The following is a 23,551-nucleotide window of genomic DNA, read 5'->3' as shown; positions in this document are numbered from 1 at the left end:
GTCGAGGTGGACCGCACTCCAACCCAGCAGCTGGCTGCTCCCGGCGAAGGCTCGGCTACCCTGCCGCAGGGCCTCATTGGTCATGTGCCCCAGCACGTGGCGGTGATCATGGATGGAAATGGCCGCTGGGCTAATGCCCGTGGGTTGCCGAGGACCGAGGGGCACAGGGCCGGAGAGCTGGCTCTGATGGACACCGTCGCCGGCGCTGTTGAGGCCGGGGTGAAGTATATTTCGATGTACGCCTTCTCCACCGAGAACTGGAAGCGTTCGCCAGCTGAGGTCAGCTTCCTGATGGGCTACTCACGCGATGTTATCCGCAAACACACCGACCGCCTGAATGACTGGGGGGTGCGGGTGCGCTGGGTGGGGCGGCGTCCTCGGCTGTGGAAGTCGGTGCTTAAAGAGCTGCGGACCGCCGAAGAGAAGACGAAGCACAACACCAAGACAGAGCTGTTGCTCTGCATCAACTACGGGGGTCGCGCTGAAATCGCCGATGCGGCCCGGGATCTGGCCCAAGAGGTAGCTGATGGCAAGCGGAAGGCGTCGTCAATCCGTGAGGCCGACATAGCCTCGCACCTCTATGCGGCAGATGTCCCCGATGTTGACCTGCTGATCCGCACCTCGGGGGAGTCCCGAATTTCCAACTTCCTGCTCTGGCAGCTAGCGTATGCAGAGCTTGACTTCGTCCCCGTTCCCTGGCCCGAGTTTGGGAGGGAAGAGCTCTGGGAGCGCCTGCAGGCCTTCCAGGACCGAGACCGACGCTTCGGGGGAGCTATCGATGCCGTCGGGGAGGACCAGGCCCCAACTAGCTGACGGCCTTGAGGACGAGGTCGGTGAGATGCTTCTCGACGGCAGCGTTGACCTCAATGACAGCGAACGAGGTCGGCCACATCACGCCCTCGTCAAGGTGGGCGTCTTCGTTGAACCCGACGGTGGCGTAGCGGGCTTTGAAGCGTGAAGCGGGCTGGAAGAAGACAACGACCTTCCCATCCTTGGCGTAAGAGGGAAAGCCGTACCAGGTCTTCGGATCTAGTTCGGGAGCAAACTCGTGGACGATCCGGTGCAGAAGATCAGCAATCTCACGGTCGGTGCCATCGAGCAAACCAATCGCGTCCTCACAGGCCTGAAGTTCGCGCGCCCGCTTGGCAGCTCCTTTTCCATCGGCTTTTTCCGCCCGCAGTTCTGCGGCACGCTGCTTCATCGATTCGCGTTCGGCGGCGCTAAATCCACTGCTTTCAGACCGGTGCCTATCTGCCATGGTTCCCCCTCTAGTGACTTGAGGAAAGCCTAATTGCGGAAGCCAGTGCGGGACTAGGGCGGGTTTAGTGCGCGGGTCCGGCCAGTGAGAGAGCTGCGGTCTTAATTTTGGATCGGTTCTTGATGACAAGAATGGTGCCGACCAGAGCGGCGAGGATGGCCCAGGCCCAGGGGGATCCAGCTACGGCTTTGAGTACGGTCATCCACACGGCCAGGAGGCCGTAGCCGTAGAGGAAAGCCCAGGCGACGGCGCCGGGGAGCATGGCGGCGGTGAACTTGCCCCAGTTCATCCGAACCAGTCCGCAACCAGCCAGGACTGCAGTCTGGGTGCCGACGGTGAGGAAGCAGAGGGGGATGGAGATGATGCCCCAGTTCTCAAGAATCCTCTTGCCCTTAGCGGGCACCGGACCGTTGACCCACTTGGCAAGGCCGGAGAAGCGCTTCGAGTCAGCCCCCCACCTTGTCACGGCGGCGGGGATGGAGCGGGCCAGCCAGTACGTCCCCTGCGCGCGGAAGAAGACCACCACGAACAGGAAACCAACCAGCGGTAGTCCTGATTGTGCCCAGTCCGGTATCATGCTTCCCCCAATTGATCATCTCTGCACTGCTTACACAACCCAACCAGTTCAAGGGTGTGATCCAAAAGCTGGTAGCCGTGCCTACTGGCTAATTCTTGTATAGCGAGTTCCATTCCGTCCAGTTCGACTTCTTCCGCCCTGCCACACTCCGAGCACATGAGGTGGTGGTGGTGGTCGAGATCGGCGCAGGCCCGGTAGAGCATCTCACCGGTTTCACTGCGCACACCGTCAACCAGACCGGCCTCTTCCAGGACCTGGAGGTTGCGGTACACCGTGGCAAGTCCAGCCGAGCCTCCCGCCATTTCGAGTGAGGCGTGAATATCACGCGCATTGCGAAATGTCGGGTTGGCTTCGAGGTCGTCAAGGATGGCGCGACGCTGCTTTGACATGCGCTGCTGTGGCGCCGTTGAAGGGATGCTGATGTCGGTCACCGGGAAACCCTCCTGGACTTTTCTAGTAGGGAGCGGACCATAAACGTTACCGCGTAAACGATGACGGCGAGGACGACGATGGTGGCGCCGGGGGAGATGTTGACCTGAAACGTGATCGCCAACCCCAGCACGGATACCACCCCGCCGATCAGCATTCCGTAGCCCATTGTGGCTTTGAATGAAGTCGCAAAGAGCTGAGCGGTGGCCACGGGGATCACCATGATCGCAGAGACCAGAAGGGCGCCGACCACCCGCATCGAGACGGCCACGGTGACGGCCGACATCACCGCCACCAGCATGGAGAGGGTGTTGACAGGCAACCCCGAGGAGCGCGCAAAGTCCTCATCATTCGTGATGGAGAACAGGAGGGGTCGCAACCCGATCCCGATGGCGAAGATGCCGATGGCCATGGCCACGATCAGGATGAGGTCGCCGAGAGAGACAGTGGCGAGGGAACCAAAAAGGTAGGAGTTCAACTGGGTTGAAGAACCGCCGGCCAGTCCGATGAAGACAACACCAGCGGCGATTCCGCCGTAGAAAAGAAGGGCGAGGACGACGTCCGCTGAGGTTCTTCCGGAACGACGGACCAGTTCGATGATGACCGCGGCCCCAATCGAAGCGATGATGGCACCGGGGACAGCAAACTTATCGACCGGACTCAGGTTGGCCAACGATCCGACCAGCCAGCCCACGGCCACACCCGTGAGGGCGACGTGGCCGATTCCGTCACCAAGCATGGCGAGGCGGCGGTGCACGAGGTAGGTGCCGACCACCGGAGCGGACACTCCGACGAGCAGCGCCGCGAGGAAGGAGTAGAGGAACAGGGGGGAGAGGATCAGCTCAAGCATGTTCGAACTCGTCGTCCGTGGCGTCGTGGCCGTGAAGTTGATCGTGGTCCCACCACGGGGCCGCCAGATCCTGGTGTGTGTCGTGGGTACAGGGGCCATCGTGCGTGATATGGCCAGCTGAAACACGGATTTCCCGGGTGATCAGGGGGCGAAGCTCACCTAGTTCGTGGAGGACGACCACCACGGTTGCTCCGCGCAGCAGACTGGCCTCCAGGATCTCCCTCAGCCGCAGACGGTTGTGCTCGTCGAGGCCGGTGAGAGGCTCATCCATCAGGATGAGCGAAGGGTTGCGCACCAGGGCTCGGGCAATCAGGACACGTTGCTGCTGGCCGCCAGAGAGGTTTTGGAAGGGTTCGTGAAGTCGGTGGTACATGCCGACCAGGTCGAGGGCGTTCTTGACACGCTCTGCCCAGTTCCGAGGAAGGCGCAGGTGGCCGGTTCCCAGCAGACCGGACTGCACCATCTCCTGGACCGTCGACTCAATCCCTCCGGCGGAAGCCAGGCGCTGCGGCACGTATCCCACGGAGTACCACGGGGCAGTACCGACCGGGGCTTGGGTGGCCCGTCGCGTGAACCCCAGGACATCGACCTCACCTCCTTGCAGAGGAATGGTGTCGATCAGGGTCTTGAGCAGAGTTGACTTACCAGAGCCATTGTTCCCGGTGATGGCGACGCATTCGCCCTCGTCAATCTGCAGGTTGAGGTCGTGGAGGACGACGTGTCCCCGGTAGCCTGCGCGGGTGTCTCGAAGGACAATCGCCGGTTTCGCTGTGGCTGATTCCATGGGGTAATCGTCTGCTTATTGGGAATCATTGTCAACAAAGTGCGGCATGGGTGGGGGGATGTCACATGGCAGCATTTCGGGCATTCCAACAAGGTCGGTAGAATGGCTGGCTGACTGTCAGTTTCGTTTGAGGAGAAAAGCGTGGCTCGGGAAACTTCAACACTGGATGCCGTCATCAATCTTGCCAAGCGTCGGGGCTTTGTTTTTCCGGCGGGTGAGATCTACGGCGGTACTCGCAGTGCCTGGGACTACGGGCCCCTGGGTGTTGAACTAAAAGAAAACATCAAACGCCAGTGGTGGAAGGCCATGGTACGTAAGCGCGACGATGTGGTGGGGATTGACTCATCCGTCATCCTGCCGACCGCCGTGTGGAATGCCTCCGGACACGTTGAAGCCTTCACCGACCCTCTGATTGAGTGCCTGTCCTGCCACCACCGGTTCCGTCAGGACCAGTTGATTGAGCAGTACGCCGAGAAGCATGACATCAGCGAAGACGAAGTTGAGATGACCGCTATCGCGTGCCCCGACTGTGGCACGCGTGGTGAGTGGACCGAGCCGAAGGCGTTCTCCGGCCTGCTCAAGACCTACCTCGGCCCGGTTGATGATGAGCAGGGACTGCACTATCTGCGCCCTGAGACCGCGCAGGGAATCTTCGTTAACTTCGACAACGTCATGACTACTTCCCGGAAGAAGCCGCCGTTTGGAATCGCTCAGATCGGGAAGTCCTTCCGCAATGAGATCACCCCGGGTAACTTCATCTTCCGCACCCGTGAGTTTGAGCAGATGGAGCTCGAGTTCTTCGTCGAGCCCGGCACGGATGAAGAGTGGCACGAGTACTGGATTGAAGAGCGGATCAACTGGTACACCGACCTCGGCATCTCTCGTGACAACCTGCGTCTGTATGAGCACCCGCAAGAGAAGCTGTCGCACTACTCGAAACGCACGGTAGACATCGAGTACACCTTTGGTTTCCAGGGTTCGCAGTGGGGAGAGCTGGAGGGGATTGCTAACCGAACCGGCTACGACCTCACCACCCACTCTGAGAAGTCGGGTAAGAGGCTTGACTACTTTGATCAGGGTAAGAACGAACGCTGGACTCCGTGGGTGGTTGAGCCTTCGGCTGGCCTGACCCGGTCGCTGATGGCATTCCTGGTAGAGGCCTACTCGGAAGATGAGGCCCCCAACACTAAGGGTGGTGTCGACAAGCGCATCGTCCTGCGCCTTGATCCGCGCCTGGCACCCGTCAAGGTTGCCGTGCTGCCCCTTTCCAAGAAGGAAGAGCTGGCCGTCCCGGCACGTGAGTTGACCATGCAGCTGCGTGATCTGTGGAACGTCGAGTATGACGAGGCCGGTGCGGTTGGCCGTCGCTACCGTCGCCAGGATGAGATCGGTACCCCGTACTGCATCACCTACGACTTCGAAACACTTGAGGACAAGGCCGTCACAATCCGTGACCGTGACACCATGGAACAGGTGCGCGTACCTCTTGCGGACGTTCGGGCCTGGTTGCTTGAGCGCTTGGACGTTGTCTGATTCACGCTTAAGTGACGGCGCTGAGGCGGAAGGCAGAGCTTCTCTCACCCTTGGCGCCGTTACCGTTGGCACCCCCCTGATTCTGGCCCCCATGGCCGGGGTGACTGACCGCGCCTTCAGGAGGCTGTGCCGCCAGTTCGCCAACGAGGGACTGCCGGGGGAAGTGGACCTGGCTGCCGCCCGCGCGGCACGCTTTGCTCCCGGGGGTCTGTTTGTCAATGAAATGGTCACGGCCCGTGCCCTCCTAGAAGGCAATGCGGCCTCGTGGCACATGGTGGAAGCCGATGAGGACGACCCGGTGCGTTCCCTGCAGCTCTACGGGACCGACCCGGAGACCCTGGGGGAAGCAGCACGACAGCTGGTGCAGCGCGGCCTCGCCGACCACATCGACCTGAACTTTGGCTGCCCGGTCCCCAAGGTAACCCGCAAGGGGGGAGGGGCGGCGATTCCCTGGAAGAAGGATCTCTTCGAGGACATCGTGACCGCGGTGGTGACGGCTGCTGATTCGGTGGCTCCAGGCGGCCCGGGATCGGTTCCCGTCACCGTCAAGATGCGCATCGGAATCGACGACGACCACATAACCGTCTTTGATGCGGCTCACCTGGCGCGTTCCCACGGCGCCGCTGCGGTTGGACTGCACGCCCGCACCCAGGAGCAGTACTACTCGGGGGCGGCACGCTGGCCCTTCATCGCTGCTCTCAAGGAGCAGATGGACATCCCGGTCTTTGGCAATGGCGACATCTTCTCAGCAGTGGATGCCCAGGAGATGATGGAGCAGACGGGGTGTGATGCCGTCATCGTGGGACGCGGGTGCCAGGGGCGCCCCTGGCTGTTCCGGGAGATCTCGGCGGCCCTGTGGGGGAAAGATCCCATCACCCCGCCAGACCTTGCGGAGGTGGTGCAGGTACTCGACCGCCACGCCGAACTGGCGGTGGCCTTCGACGGTATCGAAGCCCGGGCCATAAAAGAACTACGTAAACATGTCGGCTGGTACCTGCGTGGCTTCTCCATAGGCGGTGAAGCCCGTCGTTTCCTGAGTCTGGTTTCGACCAGGGAAGAGTTGAGTGAGCGCCTGGCCGCGCTCGACCTCGACCAGCCGTTCCCATCTGAAGCAGGGGGGCCCCGAGGTCGTAAAGGTACGGCCCGCCGCCCCCACCTTCCAGAAGGGTGGCTGGAAAGCCGCTACCTGGATGCTGAAGAACGCGCTGGACTAGATGACAGCGCCGGAAGTGATGGGGGATAGCCATGGGCTGCAAGTTTGATTCAAAGTCACCGCTCATTGCGGTACCGGTGAGTGCATCATCGTTAGATGCGGTTGAGGAAGAGGTGGCGCAGGCGGCGGCTTCCGGAGCTGACCTTGTCGAGTGGCGCCTCGACTATCTCGACATCGACCCCACTGATGAGTTGGTGCATCAACTGGGGGCTGGCCTGCGTAAGACGCATGGTCTGCCCGTCCTCGTCACGGTTCGGACCGAGGATGAGGGGGGACACTACCGGGGTTCCAACGCGAGCTACCGGAAGGCGATCCGTCTGGCGGCCCAGTGGGCAGACCTGGTTGATGTCGAGGCCGGTCAGTCGGGAGCGGAGGAACTGATCGCTGAGATCAGCGACATCACCTGCGTGGTGGCCTCATTCCATGACTTCACGGCCTCACCTTCCGCGGGTATCACCCAGAAACTCCTCTCCCACATGCAAGACATGGGGGCCGGGGTTGGCAAGGTGGCGTGGATGGTGCGCAACGCTGACGACCTCGCCCTCATTCAGCGCCTTCAAGAGTGGGCGGTCAAGAACCTGCCAATGCCGACTGTCATCATCGGAATGGGCGAACTGGGTCAGCCCTCTCGGCTGGGGGCCTCGGCGCAACGCAGTGCATTTACGTTTGCTCGGGGGGTTCAGGCCAGTGCGCCTGGACAGCCCACGATTGCTGAGATTCGGGACAGCCTGGAACAGATCTAGCCGTAGGCTGCCACCTGGTTTACTGGCGCGGATAGTTCCCCGGGTCAGTGGGCTGCAGGTCGGCAGTTTGGAACCAACAGCAGGTATCGGGGGCCATTGAGGTGCCACCCCCGGGGATCGTCCCTGCCTCCCCGGATGAGGCGATGAGCCAGTAGGAGCGGGGGACTGAGATCCGTCGCTCCGACATGTTGAGGACAACCATGGTGTGTCCTACCAGCATGACCAGGGTGTCGTCACCTGCCCAGGGCAGCCCATCAATGAATGCGAGGGGACTGACGGCCAGACCCTGCTCTTTGCGGATATGCAGTGCCTGCGCAATCCCCTGGGAGTTGAATTGATCCTGCTCGGTAGCCCCGATGTGGACGTCAACCGCTGAGCGATTCTCGACGGGGTAGTGGGTTGAGCCTCCGACCTGAAGGAACGGCAGATAGGCACTACCGGGCAGGGCACACACAAACAGGTTCATCGCCAGGTGCCGCTCGGGAGATGCCCCGCGGGCCCAGCCGGTGTCGGCGCTGGTTCGAGCCGTCTGCGCGGCTTGGGGACGAACAAGAGCGTGTCGCCACGGCGTTGAGAGTCCAAGGGAATCGCGCTGTGAAAAGGCCCTTGTGATGGCCTGGCGCATGTCGTCCCTGCGCCACTCAACATCGAACATGACCGAGGAGCGCAGGTGGTGGAACCAGTCTTCACGAAGGTGACGGGTGAACTCTTCTTCCGGTTCAGCCGGAAGAGCTGCAGTCAGGATGCGGTCGTCATCGAACCCGGCCAGTTCCGCAAGCGCGAAGTTCACGGCGGATGAGAAGGCCCTGGACCGCTCTGAATCGTCGACCAGTTCCCCCGGTAGTTCAATAGTTCCAAGGTCAACGCCGTCGACGCCGGCCTCAAGGGCAGTCCGGATCCTCTCGGTCACCAGCGCAACATCGTCCTCAAGTTGAACGAGGGGAGGGGAGTCGGGGGCTTCGAGCACCGAACCTTCGGGAAGGATGAAAACGCGGACGATTACCCGCAGTCCCGCTCGGTGGGCTGCTGCGACGAAGTCGGGGAGGAAACTAGTTTCCCCTTCGACAATTGGGTTGGCCGGGCGGATTAGCAGCGACTCGAATCCGAGGTTGGCGATTTCAGGGAGCAACTCTGAGAGTTTGCGGAGCCCGCTGTTGTCCCACAGGCCCGGCATATCGCAGATGACAGTGGTCTGCCACCAGGACATCTCGCCGTCTTCTCTCTTGTGGATCAGGCTCGTTGTGATCGTCTGGTTACCCCGCACTACTTAAACCCCCGATCACAATGGCCGAATACCTCGGCTGCGCCCCATCCATACTAGCCTTGGAACGTGATGGGCATGGTTGACGAGCGCGATTATGACGCGCAGAACATTGATTTCTCGCAGACCGAGTGGCCGTACGACAGGGCCGATCGGGGCCGTTTCCTTCCCGAGGACCCCAAAGACCCACGTCGCAGTCCTTTTGACCGTGATCGTGCCCGAATCCTCCACTCGGCGGGACTGCGCAGACTAGGGACTAAGACACAGGTGCTCGGTCCCGGATCTGACGACTTTGTGCGCACTCGTCTTACCCATTCCCTAGAGGTTGCCCAGGTGGGACGTGGCCTCGCCCTCGAACTGGGCTGTGACCCAGACGTGGTTGATGCTGCCTGTCTGGCCCACGACCTCGGCCACCCGCCTTTTGGTCACAACGGGGAACGCGCCCTTGACGAGGTCGCTGCCGATATTGGTGGCTTCGAAGGTAACGCCCAGACGTTCCGACTGGTGGCCCGTCTGGAAACGAAGGTGATGGGGCCTAACGGGGTCCCGGGTGGGCTGAACCTGACGCGCGCCACCCTCGATGCCATCACCAAGTATCCCTGGGTCAAGGGAGGTGGACCCGACCCGCAGAAGTCCCTGAGAAAGTGGGGCTGCTATGAGGACGACGCCGAGGTATTCGACTGGATGCGTGAGGGCGCGCCAGCGGGGAGGCGCTGCCTGGAAGCACAGGTAATGGACCTGTCTGATGATATCGGCTACTCCGTTCACGACCTTGAAGACGCAGTCGCTACCGGTCACTTCGCCCTCGAGCGCCTTCGTGGTGAGGTCGGCGAACTTGAGGCCATCATCCAGTCAACGGTGGACTGGTACTCGGACGCAATCAGTGAGGACGAACTGGGGGATGCTGCTGACCGCCTGTTCGGTCTTGACTACTGGCCTACCTCCTACGACGGTTCCTATCGTGCCCGCGCCGAAATCAAAGATCTGACCAGCCAGCTGATCGGACGGTTCTGTTCCGCGGCAGTGGCAGCCACCCGGGCCGAGTATGGCGCGGGTCCCCTGGGACGTTTTGGTGCCGACCTGGTCATTCCCAAGGAGACCGAAGCCGAGATCGGTCTGCTCAAGGGGATCGCAGTGCACTACGTGATGAGTCCCAGGGAGAGTCAGCCGGTCTACTACCAGCAGCGCACCATCGTCCACGACCTCGTCACCGCATTGTTCGAGGGCGGACCAGGTGAACTTGAACTTCCTTTCGCCGAAGAGTGGGAACGGGCTTCCGATGATGCCGGACGACTGCGCGCCGTCATCGACCAGGTGGCCTGTCTGACCGATGTCTCTGCCAATGCGTGGCACGCGCGACTCTGCGGACTGCTCTCCACCCTCCTCTAGAAACCTGGGGGCGAACACATGTTCGCTGACAGCGGTCACCTGCCGCTCACCGGCAACCTAAGCTGGGTTCATGGCCGGACTGATTAGACGTGAAGACATCGACCTGGTTCGTGAACGAGCTCGGATCGAGGATGTGGTGGGAGAGCACGTCACCCTGAAGGCTGCCGGTGTCGGCTCGATGAAGGGCCTCTGCCCCTTCCATGATGAACGATCCCCCTCATTCCACGTCCGCCCCCAACTGGGTCGCTGGCACTGCTTTGGTTGCTCCGAAGGTGGGGACGTCTTTTCGTTCCTGCAGAAGATCAACCACGTCACCTTTACTGAGGCAGTTGAGGCCCTAGCGGGTAAGTATGGGGTCCAGCTGCGCTATGAGGGCGGGAACCAGCCTCGCCGCGGCCCCAGCCAGAGCCAGCGGAGGCGCCTCCTTGATGCCAACCGCATAGCCGAAGAGTTCTACCGGGGACACCTCAACATGCCGGAGGCTGAGGAGGCCCGGAGGTTCCTTTTGGGCCGCGGGTTCTCCCGTGGTGATATTGAAAAGTTTGGCTGCGGAGCCGCCCCGGGTGGGTGGGATGGCCTGACCAAACACCTGCGTTCCAAAGCCTTCACGGATGAGGAAATCGTTGCCTCCGGCCTCGCCATCATGGGGCAGCGCGGACCCTACGACAGGTTCCGGGACCGGGTGATGTGGCCGATTCGGGACGTAACAGGTGCGACCGTCGGCTTCGGGGCACGACGCCTGGGGGACGACCCCAACTCACCCAAGTACCTCAACACCCCCGAGACGCCGATCTACCACAAGTCGCAGGTTCTCTACGGCCTCGACCTCGCCAAGAAAGATATTTCCAGGCAGCGCAAGGTGGTGGTGGTTGAGGGATACACAGATGTCATGGCGGCTCACGCCGCCGGCGAGACCACCGCTGTTGCCACCTGCGGAACCGCCTTCGGCAAGGAACACACCCAGCTAATGCGTCGGCTGCTCGGCGACGTTGAGTCGGCTTCCGCGGGGGTGATGCTAGCTGACGGTCGGGCTCGGGGCGGGGAGGTCATCTTTACCTTTGACGGGGATGAAGCAGGTAAGGCTGCGGCCCGTCGCGCCTACGTCGAAGACCAGGCATTTGCCGCCCAGACCTTTGTCGCGGTTGACCCCGACGGAATGGATCCCTGCGATCTGCGCATGGCAGGCGGAGACGAAGCCCTGCAACGGCTGATCGCCTCCAGGGTGCCACTCTTCGAGTTCGTTCTGCGTTCTGTGCTTTCCTCCCTCAACCTTGACACGGCAGAGGGTCGGGTTCAGGGACTGCGTTCAGCAGCCCCCATCCTGGCTGGAATCAAGGACCGCGCCCTGCAAACTGAGTACGCCCGAGAAGTTGCCGGATGGATCGGGCTTGAACCGCGCGAAGTTGAGCGCGCCATGTTCCAGGCGGCCCGCGTCGCAGCCCAGACTAAACGTCAGCAGCCCCCCGCCGACCCACGGAACCAAAGCCGCATCAACCCCAACCAGCAGTCCCGAGGGGGCGCAGTGGCACAGCCCCAGGGGACCGGAGCTCCTGGTGACGACATACAGCAACCCGAGCAGGCACCGCGCCGCCCACTTCTCCCGGACGCAGGCACCGGACCGTCAACCGAACGCCTCGCGCTTGCGGCCAGCCTCCAGCGACCCCTCGATGTAGTTGGGGTTGGATTGGAAGAGCTCACTCCGGGCGCGTTTCAGGACGCACGCAATGCCGCTATGTTCAACCACCTGATGCAGTCCGGGGGCCTGAGCGGGTTCCTTGACAGGCTGCAGGAAGCCGAGATGGAACTCGGGGTGGGGGAAGCGGCGGTCGCAGCTGCCACGCGACGCTGGGTCGGGGATGTCCAAGATGAAGCGGAGCCCCAGGTGGCGGACGACCTCATCGCCCTGATGGTCCTGACCTTGCCCGTAGAGGAAGAGAACCAGAGGGAGTATGCCCAGGGACTGGTTCGTTCCCTGGTTATCAGAGAACTTGAGCGGCAGACGAGGACGCTTCAGTCGCGTCTGGCCAGGCTCGATTCGGCCTCACCGGAGGCAATGCAGGCATTCGAGGACCTGTGGGGTATCGAGAGGCGGCGCCGCACCTACCTGCAGATGGACGAATAACGGAGGGGAGAGTCGGTGTTGAGGCTGCTCTCCGGTCTCACATGTGAGCCCCCACCTAACCCTTCTCAGATACCCCGTGGGATAATGAGCGCAGCTAAAGGGTGCGGAAATATCCTCTGTTGAACGCGCCCCACATGTATCCAAGGAGCAGAAGTGTCAGGCACGACCTCACCAAACGTTGACGACGCCAGGACTGCAGCCTCGCAGCAGGCAGCCGTTGACGCCAAGAAGATCGCCAACCGACTGAAGCGGGCCAGGGGACAGCTCGACGGGCTTATCAACGCCTTCGAGTCTGGAAGCAACTGCCGGGATGTGGTGACCCAGCTGGCCGCTGTTTCTAAAGCGCTTGATCGTGCCGGGTTCCTCATCATCTCCACGGCCATGCAGGACTGCCTGCGCGACCCCAGCGAACCTGCGCCGGATGATGGAGAGGGCGACTCAAAGGTTCGGATTGAAGAGCTAGAGAAGCTCTTCATGATGCTCACCTAGGCGACGCCAACGGGTAACGCTAGGTTCCAACCATGAGTGACAGCCGATTCTCTCCGAGCAACTCGGAGCGCACCAACCCCTATGAGTCGACGGACCCGTGGGGTAACGTGTCGCGCGGCCAGTCGCAACCTCCGTTCCCTCAGCCCCAGGGGGCCCCGCACGGTCAGCAGGCACCATCACCGATCACACCGCAGTATCCCGGGCAGAGTGCTCCACCGGTACAGGTACCTCGGCAGCAGGTGCCCTCAGCTGGAGCGACATGGGCCCCGGGCCAGGGGCCGTATGCGGCACCCTCCGCTACGACGACACCCGAGTACCAGGGTTCTCCGTGGGGCACACCCGGGCCAGGTGGACCCTGGGGACCCGCTGACGCCAGCCTGCCGGAGCGGAGGAAAAGGCGCTGGGTAGCGCCGACCATTGCGGCGATTGTCGCCCTCTTTTTCGGCTTTTCCCTGGGAGGTGGGGACACCGTTCTCCTTGAGGAGCAGAACCTGCTGCTCCAAGAGGAAATCACGGTGCTTCAGGAAGAGAATGATCAGCTCTGGGACAACCTCTACGACCTCGAACTTGAAAACGAAGAACTGAGGCTGCGCCTGGCGCAATCAGGTGACAGTTCCTAACCCATGCCTGGGCGAAAGGATGCTTGCTTAGAAGTGAGGGATACGGCACTCCTGAGGATTTGCCCGATCGTTGGAAGGCCGCCTAAACTTATCGAAGCAATCCCGCGTAGCTCAATGGCAGAGCATTCGACTGTTAATCGAACGGTTGTTGGTTCGAGTCCAACCGCGGGAGCCAAATGGGCCTGGTGAAGATCACCGGGCCTTTTAGCTTTCTTGGGCAACGATGCCTCTGGCTAGTGGCCCTCGCCACACTTTGAAAACCGGGTTAGTATCTTTTTATGACCTAGCCCACTTAAGTGGGGAACCTGGTCAGTAAGTGAAGTTTGACTTTGGAGGTTCTGATGTCTGAAACATGGTTGGCCCACCCTGATCACCGCCACGCCTGAGGAAGGCTTTCAGCTCGCTGTGAAGCTCTCCCGGATGGGCGTTAAGACCACCCAGCCCGACGTTGAAGTTCTGCATCGTCTGCGTCCAGTCTATGCAGAGAATGCAGACAGTCTGACTGCCGCCTCGCAGGTGGTGGCACTGAACTTCCAGACGGTGGCTGCCGCCAACAACTACTGGAGGTAAGCCCCGTCATCGATGCCGCGAAGCCGGGACCTGAGCCATGTGATTCTAAAGGCTGTTACCTAGGTCGAGGTTGGCCCTGTCTCGTGGGTGTGTGGACCTGTAAGTTCCTGGCTCCCAGGTCTCTAATCGGCCTCGCCCATCCCCAGTTCCTCGCGCAGGTCGGCCTCAAGCCTGTAGGCCTTCTTTTCGTCCTCATCGCTGATGGGTCCAGAGGAGATGACCGCTGAGAAGAGTTCACCGTCGACCCGGCGCCGCACCGTGGCAGCAACTGAAGCGCCACCCGAGGTGACGAAACGGCGGGTGGCGACAATGGTGTCGTCAACGCGGTGGGTAATCTTCTCCATCAGGTCCTTGGGGTTGCGCGTGATGGTGCGTCCGATGACCGGGTCGCGGTCGGGCTGGGACCAAACCAGGCGGAAGGTGTGGGTGCTGGCGTCCCAGGAGGCGTACTGGACCTCATGCCAGAAGCCGGAGTCGACGACCTTGTGCTCATTGGAAATCATGATGATGTTGCGACCTACGATGATGAAACGACCGTCCTCAAGCTCTTCGTAGGGACCGCCCCGCTGGTCCTGGGGGATGCTGAGGCGCACAGATTCGGGAAGCGGTGCACCTTTGGGCTGAGGTGGGAGTTCTGAGTCAACTGAGTTGGCATTCTTGCGGCGACCAAAGAGTTTCATACCAGCAGATTAGCCGGGCGGGAGGCGCCTTCCCAAGGGAGGAAGGGGGCGATTCGAGAGCTTTCCGCCGGTGGGGTAAAGTGGGCCTGCGCAAGTCGCCCCCGTAGCTCAGTCGGTTAGAGCAGTGGACTCATAATCCATTGGTCCTGGGTTCGAGCCCCAGCGGGGGCACTTTTTGTGTTTGCAGCCCGGGACCACTCGGCTGTTCAATCGGTTGAACAGTGGGGTTCGGGTGAGACTTGGTTTGCTCGGACACCCCTCTATGAAGGAACTTTGCAGTTCAGAGGGGGTTCCTCTAGAGGGCGTAAGAGAATGCTTTACGAAAATAAGGTCTTGCATTTGACGTAAGTGTGACGTTAAGCTCACTTCTGGGACCATAGTCCTGAGGGTGCGTCAAACCTGCCACCAAGGAGTGGCACTGAACCGGCGAAAAAGCCGAAGTTGGGATGCGCACCTAGGCGCGGTCTCCAGATGTCAGAGGTAAGCATCTTGCGACAAGTAGGTGGGCATTTCACCGGTTGTCGTAATGAGGAGCCCCAATGTCATCTACCAAACCACACCCAGGAAGGCGGTCCCACCGGGGGCGACGCTGGGTCATACGTCTGTTTTCCAGTCTTGCTGCGCTGGCCCTTGTCGGGTCGTTTGCGACTGCCTTAGAACCACAGGCCCAAGCAGCAACAGAAACATCGGAAACTACGTCGTTCTATGTCAATGCGAACGACTTGGATTTCATCCTGCGCCAGATTCAAATCGCAGAGGCTCATGACCGCAGTACGACCGGGGGAGGGGTGGGGCCACTTCTTTGCTCCACACCCACGGACCGAACCTGGAAGTGTGTGCCGGATGCCAAGCTGCCTTTTGGCCTTCGAACGGTGGACGGATCCTTCAACAACCTGGTTGATGGACGGTCCCACTGGGGTTCAGCTGACGAACCCATGGAAAGGCTGGTAACACCTGTCTACAAACAGGGTTCAGCCCGACCAGATGTCCCGGAAGCTCCGGGTGCCGGCCAAAATGTTGAGGTTTGTGAGCCGGTTCCCCCAGGGGCGCCGCCAGGATCAACCCCGACCTGCTACGCCCAGTCTGACCCCGGTCACTTCGTCTATGACGCTACCCCTCGAATCACCAGCAACCTGATTGTCGACCAGTCAAGCGCCAACCCTGCGGCTGTCAATGCAGCGGAAGCAACACTTGGTGGAGTGGTCAATGCAGATGGATCCGTAGTCATTCCCAACACGGCTACGGATGAGGGACTGTCTGCCCCGACGAACACCTTCTTTGGGTTCTTCGGTCAGTTCTTTGACCACGGCCTCGACCTCATCAACAAGGGTGGATACGGAACGATTGTCGTGCCACTCCAGCCGGATGATCCCCTCTATGTGGATGGTTCCTCAACCAACTTCCTCACCCTGACCCGTGCCGAACGCGGGGCGGGCCCAGATGGCGTCATTGGAACTGTTGACGACACCCACAACAACCAGACCACTCCGTATGTAGACCAGAACCAGACCTACACCTCCCATCCCTCCCACCAGGTCTTCCTTCGCGAGTACACCCTGGTTGCGGGAAAACCGGAGGCCACTGGACGACTACTTGATGCCCCCACGGGCGGGTTGGCCACATGGGCAGACATCAAAGCGCAGGCCGTCAACGTCCTCGGAATCAATCTGAACGATGATGACGTCCTGAATGTTCCGATGGTGGCGACCGATCTCTACGGCAACTTTGTCCCCGGCCCCAATGGTTTCCCGTTGCTGGTTACCGAGGGCGGGACCGTGGAGGGGTCCGTAAGTGCACCTGCGGGAACGGCGCCCGCCATCCACACCAACCACGCCTTCCTAGACGACATTGCCCACGGTGCCACCCCTCTTTTCAACTGTGAGACAGGGGCACTTGAGCCGCAGGAGTACGACGAAACTGGCGAGCCAATCCCGCCGGTCGATGCGGTCTGTGATGCCAGCGGAGCGCCGGTTCGCGGAGAACTGACCGGTTACGACAACGTCACTCTTGATGAACACTTTGTGACGGGTGACGGACGCGGAAACGAGAACATCGGCCTCACCGCCGTGCACCATGTCTTCCACTCCGAGCACAACCGCATGGTTGGCCATATCGAAGAGGTGCTCAACCAGAACCCCGAGCTCAAGAAGGCCTTCCAGGGCCTCGAGCACGAGTGGCCCAACCAGCGCCCGGACCAGGTTCTGCCCGGACCTGAAGCTGATGACTGGAGCTACGAACAGAGACTGTTCCAGGCAGCACGCTTCGTGACCGAGATGCAATACCAGCACCTTGTCTTTGAAGAGTTCGCCCGAGGCATCCAGCCGGCCATCGAACCGGTCGTCTTCAACGAGAACAGCTACAACCCGGACATCAACGCAGACATCCCGGCAGAGTTTGCCAACGTGGTCTACAGGTTCGGACACTCGATGATGACCGAAACCATTCAGCGTGAAGGCTTCGGAACAGCTGATGTCCCACTGTTGGATGGCTTCCTCAACCCCAGGGCCTATGACGCAGAGTCAACCCTGAGCCCCGATCAGGCCGCCGGTTCCATCATCATGGGCACCACTGACCAGCAGAGCAGCCAGATTGATGAGTTCATCGTCGGTACCCTGCGCAACAACCTGCTGGGACTACCCCTCGACCTTGCAACCATCAACCTCATCCGAGCCAATGACACAGGAACACCAAGTTTCCAGTCCGCTCGCGCACTGTTCTACGAGCAAAGCGGCGACGTCAGCCTGCGTCCTTACGAGAACTGGTCCGACTTCGGAAATGGCCTAAAGAACGGCAACATCTTTGGTCGTGGTGGTCAAAACGCCACCCTGGTCAACTTCGTCGCCGCCTACGGCACCCACCCAACGGTCCTCAATGCCAAGACAGTCGATCAAAAGCGCACGGCAGCCTCATACCTCGTCAACGGTGCCCCTCCGGGTGCTGAGTTCGTTCAGAGGCTCGCAGGCACCAACCGCTACGACACCTCAGCTGTGATCAGCCGAGCGACATTCCCCGCCGGGGCTCGGGTTGTCTACATCGCCTCGGGCGAGAACTTCCCGGATGCCCTAGTTGGTGGACCTGCCGCCGGCATGAATGAGGGGCCCGTCCTTCTCACACGTGGCTCGGTACTACCGGTGGCAATTGCCACCGAACTGGTGCGCCTGAACCCCACGGAGATCGTCATTCTCGGTGGAACTTCCGCGGTGTCCCAGGGCGTTGCCGAAGCCCTGGCCGATATTGCGACGGTGAAGAGAGTCGCGGGAGCCGACAGGTTCGTCACCGCGGCCAGCGTCAGCCGGAGCACCTTCAACCCCGGGGTTGACCGGGTCTACATCGCAACCGGGTCGAACTTCCCCGACGCGCTTGCGGGCGGTGCTGTGGCTTCACCAAGCGCACCGGGTGGACTGGGACGCCTCGGTGCCCCGATCCTCCTGACCAGCTCAAGCAAGATCCCAGCGGCAACAGCCACCGAGCTGGGACGCCTCCAACCCAAGGAGATCATCGTCCTCGGTGGGGAAAAGGCGATTAATGCCTCTGTTGCAAGGTCGCTCGGGACCTACACCACAGGTGCGGTTACACGCCTGGGTGGGGACAACCGGTACGGAACAGCCGTGGAGATCTCGAAAGCCACCTATCCTGACGGTGCCAAGACGGTTTACGTCGCAACGGGCAGGAACTTCCCCGACGCCCTCGGGCCGGCCCCAGCGGCTGGGCGAGACGATGCCCCGCTGCTCCTGGTTCCGACTACGGGAGCTATCCCCGGATCGGTGGTGGCCGAACTGAGGCGACTGGGCATGGAGAAAATCATCATTATTGGCGGACCCGGTGCTGTTGACGCGGGAGTTGAGGCGCAGCTAGCTGCCCTTGCCCCTGTCCGTCCCAGTGCACCCGCCGATCGACTCGACTTCATGTTTTCCTCTGGGTCATGGGCGGGTCTTGAGACCGGCCTCAACGGGGTTGACTTCTGGACAGGCGGCCTAGCTGAACGGCTCAACCCCTTCGGTGGAATGCTTGGAGCAACCTTCAACTACGTCTTTGAGAACACCCTTGAAGACCTCCAGTTCGGAGACCGCTTCTACTACCTGTTCCGCAACCAGGGCAACCAGCTCTTTGCGGCACTGGAAGGCAACTCCTTCGCCTCCCTTATTGAGCGCAACTCTGATGCTGCGAACATTCCTGCCGGAGTCTTCAACGTCAACCAGATTGAGTTCGACCTCGATAACCCGATCCCCCTCCCGAATGGTTTCTCCCAACTTGCAAATGGGGAGTACCGCTTCATCGGGGAGGAGCACGTCGAGGTCCACGGAACGGTCGGAAACGATCGAATCCGGGGAGACCAGGGTGATGACGCACTCTGGGGACGTGAGGGCAACGACAACATCGAGGGCGGTTCCGGCAACGATCTGATCCATGGCGGTGTCGGCGACGATATTCTCACCGACCTCTTCGGAGATGACGAGATCCGAGCCGGCCTCGGCAACGATGTTGTCAACGGCGGACCTGGCTTCGACCTCCTCCTCGGTGGTGGTGGTGATGACTTTGTGACTCGCGGTAGCGACACGGGCAACGTCTTCCTGGGTGATGGCAACGACACTTACCTCGGTGGGACAGGACGGGCCAACATCTTCGGTGGTGAGGGCGATGACTGGGTGGAGGGCGGAGCGCATGCCGACCTCGCCCAGGGTGATAACGCCGATCAGTTCCAGGCCGATGTTATTGGGGGCAACGATGTTGTCCTTGGCCGCGGGGGTGACGACGACATCGAGGGCGAGGGTGGCGATGACATCCTTGTTGCCGAGAAGTACGGCACCGACCGCCACCTCGGCAACATGGGTTGGGACTGGGTCACCTACTACGGTGAGACAGAGGGTGTGGATGCTGACTTCAACTTCACCCTGCTGCAACGCCCAGATGTAACCGCTGTTCGAGACCGTTTTGATCAAATTGAGGGCCTTTCGGGTGGTGCGGGCGATGACATCCTGCGCGGACCTAACCGGGCGGTCGAGGGTGAGTTCGCCGGAGATGAAGAGTACCTGCACAAGATGACCGAATCGACCCTGGATCTGGTCACCGGCCTCCGTGCGATGCTCTACCCCGAAGGGCTCAACTTCGGTCAGCAGTTCATGAGGTCAGGCCCGGTACTTGATACCGATGGTTTCCCGAGCATCGTCCTTGGTGGTGAAGGAAGCGACCTCATTGAAGGCCGGTTCGGCAATGACTACCTAGATGGCGATGCCTACCTGGCGGCTGACCTGGCTCTGGTTTCCGCTGATGGAACCATCCTTGAGCAGCATCCGGGCGCAGCTCCCTACCGGGCTCGTCTACTCAACGGCACCATCAACCCCGGCGACCTGCAGATTGTCCGCGAGATTCGCTACGACGCTCCGGACAGCACGGCCGTTGATACCGCGCAGTACCAGGATATTCGGACGGCCTACGTGATCACTCACATTCGTGACAGTTACTGGCAGGTTGAACACACTGGCGCGGCCGAGGCCGAGGAGTCTGAGGGACTCGATATCATCAACAACATTGAGGTCCTGCAGTTCCAGGATGGATGTGTGAAGCTCGACCCCGAAGCGGTCACGGTTCTCGACTGTGTTTCTGAGGGTGAACTTGTCATTACAACCACCCCGGAAATGCTTGAGGGCGAAACGGCCGTGGCCGAACTGCTCGACCTTTCAGGGCAGCCATTCGACCTCACCGGAGCCACTAACATCCGCTTCTTCTGGCAGGGCGGAGAAGGTGCGTCCCCGGAGGAGATCACCGAGCGTGAGGATCTGATAATCGGTGGTGTGGAAGCAGACGCTGATGCACCGAACCGTTCAACCTTCACACTTAACGATGCAGCGGTCGGTCAGTACCTGATTGCCAGGATGACCTTTGACAGGGACGGCACAACCCACACCTTTGTCTCGGTACCAACTGCGTCAACGGTGGTCAATGTCAACGACCTCCCGGTTCCGCCGGAACTAGCTGGAACCTTGCAGGTGGGTTCGACGCTATCGGTGACGGTACCTACCGATGAGGACGGGACAGAAGGGGCGGTGTTCACCTACACCTGGCAGAGGGCAGCGGCGGCTGGTGCTCCCGACGCCGACTGGGTGACTATTCAGGGTCCCGGAGCAGACCAGATTCTGGACAGTGCCTACCTGGTGGCGGAGACCGATCTCGATGCCTTCATCAGGGTCGTGATTGAGTACACGGACACGCAGGGGGCTAATGAGAGGGCTGTAACGGCGGTGAGGGGACCCGTGACAGCAACCCCGTAATATTCAGCACGCTCCTCTCTGAGTAGACGCGAGTCGGTCACCTGTGGGTTTTGGGTGGCCGACTCGCTCTGTGCTGGGCCCATTCGGACTGCTTTTGGGCTTGGTTGGACTTGCAATGATGCACATTCGCTAGGCCGAGTTCAGACCAGGTCCGCGCTCTCAACAAGGAGGGCGACCTTGTCCCACTGGGTTTCCTCGCTGATGAGGTTACCCTCCTCGACCGAAGCAAACCCGCATTGGGGAGACAGGGCGATGTTGTCGCCGACAATGTCACGTGCCTCCTGTAGTCGAAGTCGGAGTTGCTCACGCGTTTCCATGCCCGGGTTCTTAGTGGAAATGAGGCCGACCACGAGCGTTTTACCCGAGTCCTTGAGGATCGACCAGGGCTCGAATGAACCTGAACGCTCATCGTCGTACTCAACGTAGAAGCCGTCGTAGGGGAGGCTGGCGACGACGGGGGCCACAGCGTCGTAGAAGCCAGCGAAAAGGGGGTGCCCCTTGAAGTTTCCCTTGCAGAAGTGGGTGGCGATCGTCATATCGGCGGGCCTGCTCTCCAAAGCCTTCGTCGAGACGCGTCGGAACCATTCCAGAACGCCAGCCTGGTCGTAACCCATGGCTCTGATCTTCGCTAGGAAGGCGTCATCGATCAGGTAGGTCCAGGAGGTGTCGTCAATCTGCAGGTAGCGGCAGCCTTGATCGTAAAGGTCGTGAATGGCAGCCTGATATGCCGTCCCAATATCCTCGATGAGCGTGTCAATGTCGTCACCGTAGTGGGGGACAACCCTCTTGCCCAGCTGTAGATAGTTGTCGACCAGAATCATGTTCGGACCGGAAATACACTTTTTCGCGGTCACACCCGGGTACTTGGCAGCCTCACTCTGCAGGAAATTGAAGGCCTCAACTTCTGGATGAGGTCGGTTTGGGTCATAGCCAATCTTGCCGTCAATAAAGCCCAACTCAATGTGGTTGACGACTCCGTTGTGTTCCTTCTCGAGGTACTCAGTCGTGAAGCCGTCAAACTCTTTAAGCCAGTCCAGGTGCCACCAGCGCCTGCGAAACTCCCCATCCGTAACCATCTTCAGTCCCGACTGAACCTGACGCTGCACTAGGGCGCTGATGGCGTCGTCCTCGATATGCCGCAGTTCAGCAGGGGAGATCGCCCCTGCACGGTAGGCCGCCCGAGCCTCTTTGATCTCCCGGGGACGTAGGAATGAGCCAACGATGTCAAAGTCGATGTCAAGCACTGATTCTCTAAACTGACGGAGATGGTGGACCTTGGCTTCGAGCCCAGGGGGTTTACTCGCTTGTGATGGCGATGTGGGGAGTTGCTACTCTGCGGTACCCTCCGCGTTTTTTCGGGCCAGATGCTTGCGCTCTGACCGCAGGGAGAACACCCAGATAGTGGTGGCCATGTAACCGAGGCCGAAGACGAATGCAACGAGGACGAAGATGATTTCTAAGGCGCGAGGGCCGTTCAGCAGCGCGACGAGAAGATAGAGGGCGATCGAGACTATCAGCCCAACCGTTGCTACTCGGTTCCACTGACCCGAGATGGTGGCCTCCCTGAGGAGTCCAGGATCGAATGGGGTGTCGTTTCCATCGACCGACTCTAACTCTGCTTCATTCAGACTGGGGTTCATCATTCTCCTTCTCAAGGCTCAACATAGAGACTAGTGGAACTGAAATGGGGGAAACCTGGGCCCAAAGTTGGGCGTCCTCCACCAGGTACTTGGCTGCCAGCTCGCGGTCGGGAAGTTCAGGTGAAGTGATCAGGTTGAGATCGGCGAGGACGAGGGTGTGCAGTGCGCTGGTCAGCGCCCGGTCAGACACGGTGCAAACCAGTGCCCGGCCGTCGATCACATCATTCTCCAGAATCCTCTTCATCCTGTCACCGAGGTCGCTGGCAATCTTCAGCGATTGAGCCTGAGTCAGTCCGTCGTTGGTTTGATTGAGGAGGGCGGTGCGGGCGCAGTCGTATCCCACCAGCGCATCCGCCCTAACCTTGGCGGCAGGGGTCTCTAAACCACCAGACTGCGAGGGCTTGGTTCCTGCCGCAGGACCCGAAGGTACAGCAGAACTGGTCGCTTCCGGGGGAAGGTTCTCGATGGCTGCGGGCAGGTCAACCCCGTACCAGCTGGCAAGGGACCAGGCAGAGGTAAGGCGCCCGAAAAGGAGGGAGGCAAGTGCCTGGCGTTCTTCCGGTTCCACGTCGGTGATCCTGGCCGCCAGCTCTAGTTCCTGACGCGCAGTGACAGCCATGAACGCGGAGAGGGGAGCGACCGTGTAGGGGGCGTCAGACACCTGCGGAGGAAGTTCGACGAACTCGTCAGCGTCTTCTCGTACTTCGAACTCTCCCCACGGGAACCAGAGCCCTCCCAGGCTACTTAGGCGCGCCTCAGAACTGGATGCGGAGGCAATGAGTGTCTCCTGGCAGTCATCACATTCGGTGGCAAGATAGGCCAGTTGTCCCGTTCGCTCGGTGATGGCCGACTCGGTGCGTGCCATGGCGTTGCGAAGCTCCTGGACGGCAGTGAGCTGGGGAAGTTCCCTTACGGCAGCCTCGCCCTCTTCGGCACCTGCTGCGCTGGGTGTCGTGGTACAGCCCCCCAGGGAAGCGGCGGCGATAATCACCGAGAACGAAAGGTAGGCAAGCCTGCGAAGGATCCCGGTGGTACTGCTGGTTGCGATGAAATACTGCACTGTGCGATCATCCCACGATCAGCAAGTAACATGGGTTCAACACCGGTCACAAGTGGCCGGAATA

At 60.7% G+C, this 23,551-nt stretch carries 20 protein-coding genes and 2 tRNA genes; 12 read left to right on the top strand and 10 right to left on the bottom strand.

The features are described from left to right. The first annotated feature begins 6 nt into the window (after positions 1-6). Entirely contained in the window at positions 7-813 is an 807-nt protein-coding gene (locus tag CS903_RS03630) for an isoprenyl transferase (RefSeq protein WP_099332172.1), read from the top strand. Here CS903_RS03630 and CS903_RS03625 read toward each other — a convergent pair. From CS903_RS03625 to CS903_RS03605, 5 genes are all read right to left on the bottom strand, one after another. Next, the gene (locus tag CS903_RS03625; RefSeq protein ID WP_099332171.1) at positions 806-1,258 is read right to left on the bottom strand and encodes a DUF1801 domain-containing protein; all 453 of its coding nucleotides are present in this window, start codon (positions 1,256-1,258) and stop codon (positions 806-808) included. The two genes, CS903_RS03630 and CS903_RS03625, sit on opposite strands and share 8 nt — an antisense overlap. A gap of 64 nt (positions 1,259-1,322) precedes the next feature. Further along, positions 1,323-1,835, bottom strand: a complete 513-nt coding sequence (locus tag CS903_RS03620; RefSeq protein ID WP_099332170.1) for an SNARE-associated domain-containing protein — start codon at positions 1,833-1,835, stop codon at positions 1,323-1,325. Continuing rightward, positions 1,832-2,266, bottom strand: coding sequence for a Fur family transcriptional regulator (locus CS903_RS03615; protein WP_242491734.1), 435 nt, complete (start codon positions 2,264-2,266; stop codon positions 1,832-1,834). The genes CS903_RS03620 and CS903_RS03615 overlap by 4 nt, the downstream gene beginning before the upstream one ends. Then, positions 2,263-3,114 (bottom strand): metal ABC transporter permease, encoded by an 852-nt coding sequence (locus CS903_RS03610; protein WP_099332169.1) that lies wholly within the window; start codon positions 3,112-3,114, stop codon positions 2,263-2,265. Before CS903_RS03610 ends, CS903_RS03615 begins: the two co-directional genes overlap by 4 nt. Next, the gene (locus tag CS903_RS03605; RefSeq protein ID WP_099332168.1) at positions 3,107-3,898 is read right to left on the bottom strand and encodes a metal ABC transporter ATP-binding protein; all 792 of its coding nucleotides are present in this window, start codon (positions 3,896-3,898) and stop codon (positions 3,107-3,109) included. Before CS903_RS03605 ends, CS903_RS03610 begins: the two co-directional genes overlap by 8 nt. A 141-nt stretch (positions 3,899-4,039) precedes the next feature. Here CS903_RS03605 and CS903_RS03600 point away from each other — a divergent pair, with 141 nt between their 5' ends. Genes CS903_RS03600 through aroD form a run of 3 tightly spaced genes read left to right on the top strand, consistent with a single transcriptional unit; the run spans position 4,040 to position 7,387 of the window. Further along, on the top strand, positions 4,040-5,431 hold the full coding sequence (locus tag CS903_RS03600; RefSeq protein WP_099332167.1) for a glycine--tRNA ligase: 1,392 nt from the start codon (positions 4,040-4,042) through the stop codon (positions 5,429-5,431). Further along, positions 5,424-6,674, top strand: coding sequence for a tRNA dihydrouridine synthase DusB (gene dusB / locus CS903_RS03595; RefSeq protein WP_277984864.1), 1,251 nt, complete (start codon positions 5,424-5,426; stop codon positions 6,672-6,674). The genes CS903_RS03600 and dusB overlap by 8 nt, the downstream gene beginning before the upstream one ends. A gap of 2 nt (positions 6,675-6,676) precedes the next feature. Then, positions 6,677-7,387 (top strand): type I 3-dehydroquinate dehydratase, encoded by a 711-nt coding sequence (gene aroD / locus CS903_RS03590; protein ID WP_099332165.1) that lies wholly within the window; start codon positions 6,677-6,679, stop codon positions 7,385-7,387. A 19-nt stretch (positions 7,388-7,406) separates the two neighbouring features. Here aroD and CS903_RS03585 read toward each other — a convergent pair whose 3' ends face one another. Continuing rightward, positions 7,407-8,594 (bottom strand): alpha-amylase family protein, encoded by a 1,188-nt coding sequence (locus tag CS903_RS03585; RefSeq protein ID WP_129587582.1) that lies wholly within the window; start codon positions 8,592-8,594, stop codon positions 7,407-7,409. 132 nt (positions 8,595-8,726) lie between these two features. On the opposite strand from CS903_RS03585, the gene CS903_RS03580 reads away from it, so the two are divergent. The 6 genes from CS903_RS03580 to CS903_RS03555 all read left to right on the top strand — a co-directional run bounded on the left by CS903_RS03580 (position 8,727) and on the right by CS903_RS03555 (position 13,838). Further along, positions 8,727-10,037 (top strand): deoxyguanosinetriphosphate triphosphohydrolase, encoded by a 1,311-nt coding sequence (locus CS903_RS03580; RefSeq protein WP_099332272.1) that lies wholly within the window; start codon positions 8,727-8,729, stop codon positions 10,035-10,037. 70 nt (positions 10,038-10,107) lie between these two features. Next, entirely contained in the window at positions 10,108-12,159 is a 2,052-nt protein-coding gene (gene dnaG / locus CS903_RS03575) for a DNA primase (protein WP_099332163.1), read from the top strand. Positions 12,160-12,312: 153 nt separating this feature from the next. Beyond that, positions 12,313-12,648: a metal-sensitive transcriptional regulator gene (locus tag CS903_RS03570; RefSeq protein ID WP_099332162.1), complete on the top strand. Its 336-nt coding sequence runs from the start codon at positions 12,313-12,315 to the stop codon at positions 12,646-12,648. Between the two features lie 32 nt (positions 12,649-12,680). Beyond that, positions 12,681-13,268, top strand: a complete 588-nt coding sequence (locus tag CS903_RS09290) for a hypothetical protein (protein WP_129587581.1) — start codon at positions 12,681-12,683, stop codon at positions 13,266-13,268. A 100-nt stretch (positions 13,269-13,368) separates the two neighbouring features. Then, a tRNA-Asn gene (locus CS903_RS03560) sits at positions 13,369-13,443 on the top strand. 170 nt (positions 13,444-13,613) lie between these two features. Continuing rightward, complete coding sequence (locus CS903_RS03555; protein ID WP_099332160.1) at positions 13,614-13,838, top strand: hexameric tyrosine-coordinated heme protein; 225 nt, start codon at positions 13,614-13,616, stop codon at positions 13,836-13,838. Positions 13,839-13,960: 122 nt separating this feature from the next. Here the strand turns inward: CS903_RS03555 and CS903_RS03550 are convergent, their stop codons facing one another. Further along, positions 13,961-14,518, bottom strand: a complete 558-nt coding sequence (locus CS903_RS03550; RefSeq protein WP_099332159.1) for a hypothetical protein — start codon at positions 14,516-14,518, stop codon at positions 13,961-13,963. 97 nt (positions 14,519-14,615) lie between these two features. Here CS903_RS03550 and CS903_RS03545 point away from each other — a divergent pair. Together CS903_RS03545 and CS903_RS03540 are read left to right on the top strand one after the other, a co-directional pair. Next, positions 14,616-14,689, top strand: a tRNA-Ile gene (locus tag CS903_RS03545). A 701-nt stretch (positions 14,690-15,390) separates the two neighbouring features. Next, on the top strand, positions 15,391-20,787 hold the full coding sequence (locus CS903_RS03540) for a peroxidase family protein (protein ID WP_164996660.1): 5,397 nt from the start codon (positions 15,391-15,393) through the stop codon (positions 20,785-20,787). 140 nt (positions 20,788-20,927) lie between these two features. Here CS903_RS03540 and CS903_RS03535 read toward each other — a convergent pair whose 3' ends face one another. The 3 genes from CS903_RS03535 to CS903_RS03525 form a co-directional block, all read right to left on the bottom strand. Beyond that, the gene (locus tag CS903_RS03535) at positions 20,928-22,031 is read right to left on the bottom strand and encodes a 5-methyltetrahydropteroyltriglutamate--homocysteine S-methyltransferase (protein ID WP_099332157.1); all 1,104 of its coding nucleotides are present in this window, start codon (positions 22,029-22,031) and stop codon (positions 20,928-20,930) included. 84 nt (positions 22,032-22,115) lie between these two features. Next, positions 22,116-22,427 (bottom strand): hypothetical protein, encoded by a 312-nt coding sequence (locus CS903_RS03530; RefSeq protein WP_099332156.1) that lies wholly within the window; start codon positions 22,425-22,427, stop codon positions 22,116-22,118. Beyond that, positions 22,408-23,487 carry a hypothetical protein gene (locus CS903_RS03525; RefSeq protein ID WP_129587580.1) on the bottom strand — a complete coding sequence of 360 codons (1,080 nt, stop codon included), beginning with the start codon at positions 23,485-23,487 and terminating at the stop codon, positions 22,408-22,410. Before CS903_RS03525 ends, CS903_RS03530 begins: the two co-directional genes overlap by 20 nt. Positions 23,488-23,551 lie beyond the last annotated feature (64 nt).

Source organism: Actinomyces minihominis, from assembly GCF_900187855.1.
GTDB classification, from domain to species: Bacteria; Actinomycetota; Actinomycetes; order Actinomycetales; family Actinomycetaceae; genus Scrofimicrobium; species Scrofimicrobium minihominis.
This window is presented reverse-complemented; position numbering and strand designations above follow the sequence as displayed.

What these genes read in the sequence shown, in the direction of transcription:
- CS903_RS03625 (WP_099332171.1), bottom strand. Translation starts at nt 1,258, where the DNA reads ATGGCAGATAGGCACCGGTCTGAAAGCAGTGGATTTAGCGCCGCCGAA.
- CS903_RS03620 (WP_099332170.1), bottom strand. Translation starts at nt 1,835, where the DNA reads ATGATACCGGACTGGGCACAATCAGGACTACCGCTGGTTGGTTTCCTG.
- CS903_RS03610 (WP_099332169.1), bottom strand. Translation starts at nt 3,114, where the DNA reads ATGCTTGAGCTGATCCTCTCCCCCCTGTTCCTCTACTCCTTCCTCGCG.
- CS903_RS03605 (WP_099332168.1), bottom strand. Translation starts at nt 3,898, where the DNA reads ATGGAATCAGCCACAGCGAAACCGGCGATTGTCCTTCGAGACACCCGC.
- aroD (WP_099332165.1), top strand. Translation starts at nt 6,677, where the DNA reads ATGGGCTGCAAGTTTGATTCAAAGTCACCGCTCATTGCGGTACCGGTG.
- CS903_RS03585 (WP_129587582.1), bottom strand. Translation starts at nt 8,594, where the DNA reads ATGTCCTGGTGGCAGACCACTGTCATCTGCGATATGCCGGGCCTGTGG.
- CS903_RS03580 (WP_099332272.1), top strand. Translation starts at nt 8,727, where the DNA reads ATGGTTGACGAGCGCGATTATGACGCGCAGAACATTGATTTCTCGCAG.
- dnaG (WP_099332163.1), top strand. Translation starts at nt 10,108, where the DNA reads ATGGCCGGACTGATTAGACGTGAAGACATCGACCTGGTTCGTGAACGA.
- CS903_RS09290 (WP_129587581.1), top strand. Translation starts at nt 12,681, where the DNA reads ATGAGTGACAGCCGATTCTCTCCGAGCAACTCGGAGCGCACCAACCCC.
- CS903_RS03550 (WP_099332159.1), bottom strand. Translation starts at nt 14,518, where the DNA reads ATGAAACTCTTTGGTCGCCGCAAGAATGCCAACTCAGTTGACTCAGAA.
- CS903_RS03530 (WP_099332156.1), bottom strand. Translation starts at nt 22,427, where the DNA reads ATGAACCCCAGTCTGAATGAAGCAGAGTTAGAGTCGGTCGATGGAAAC.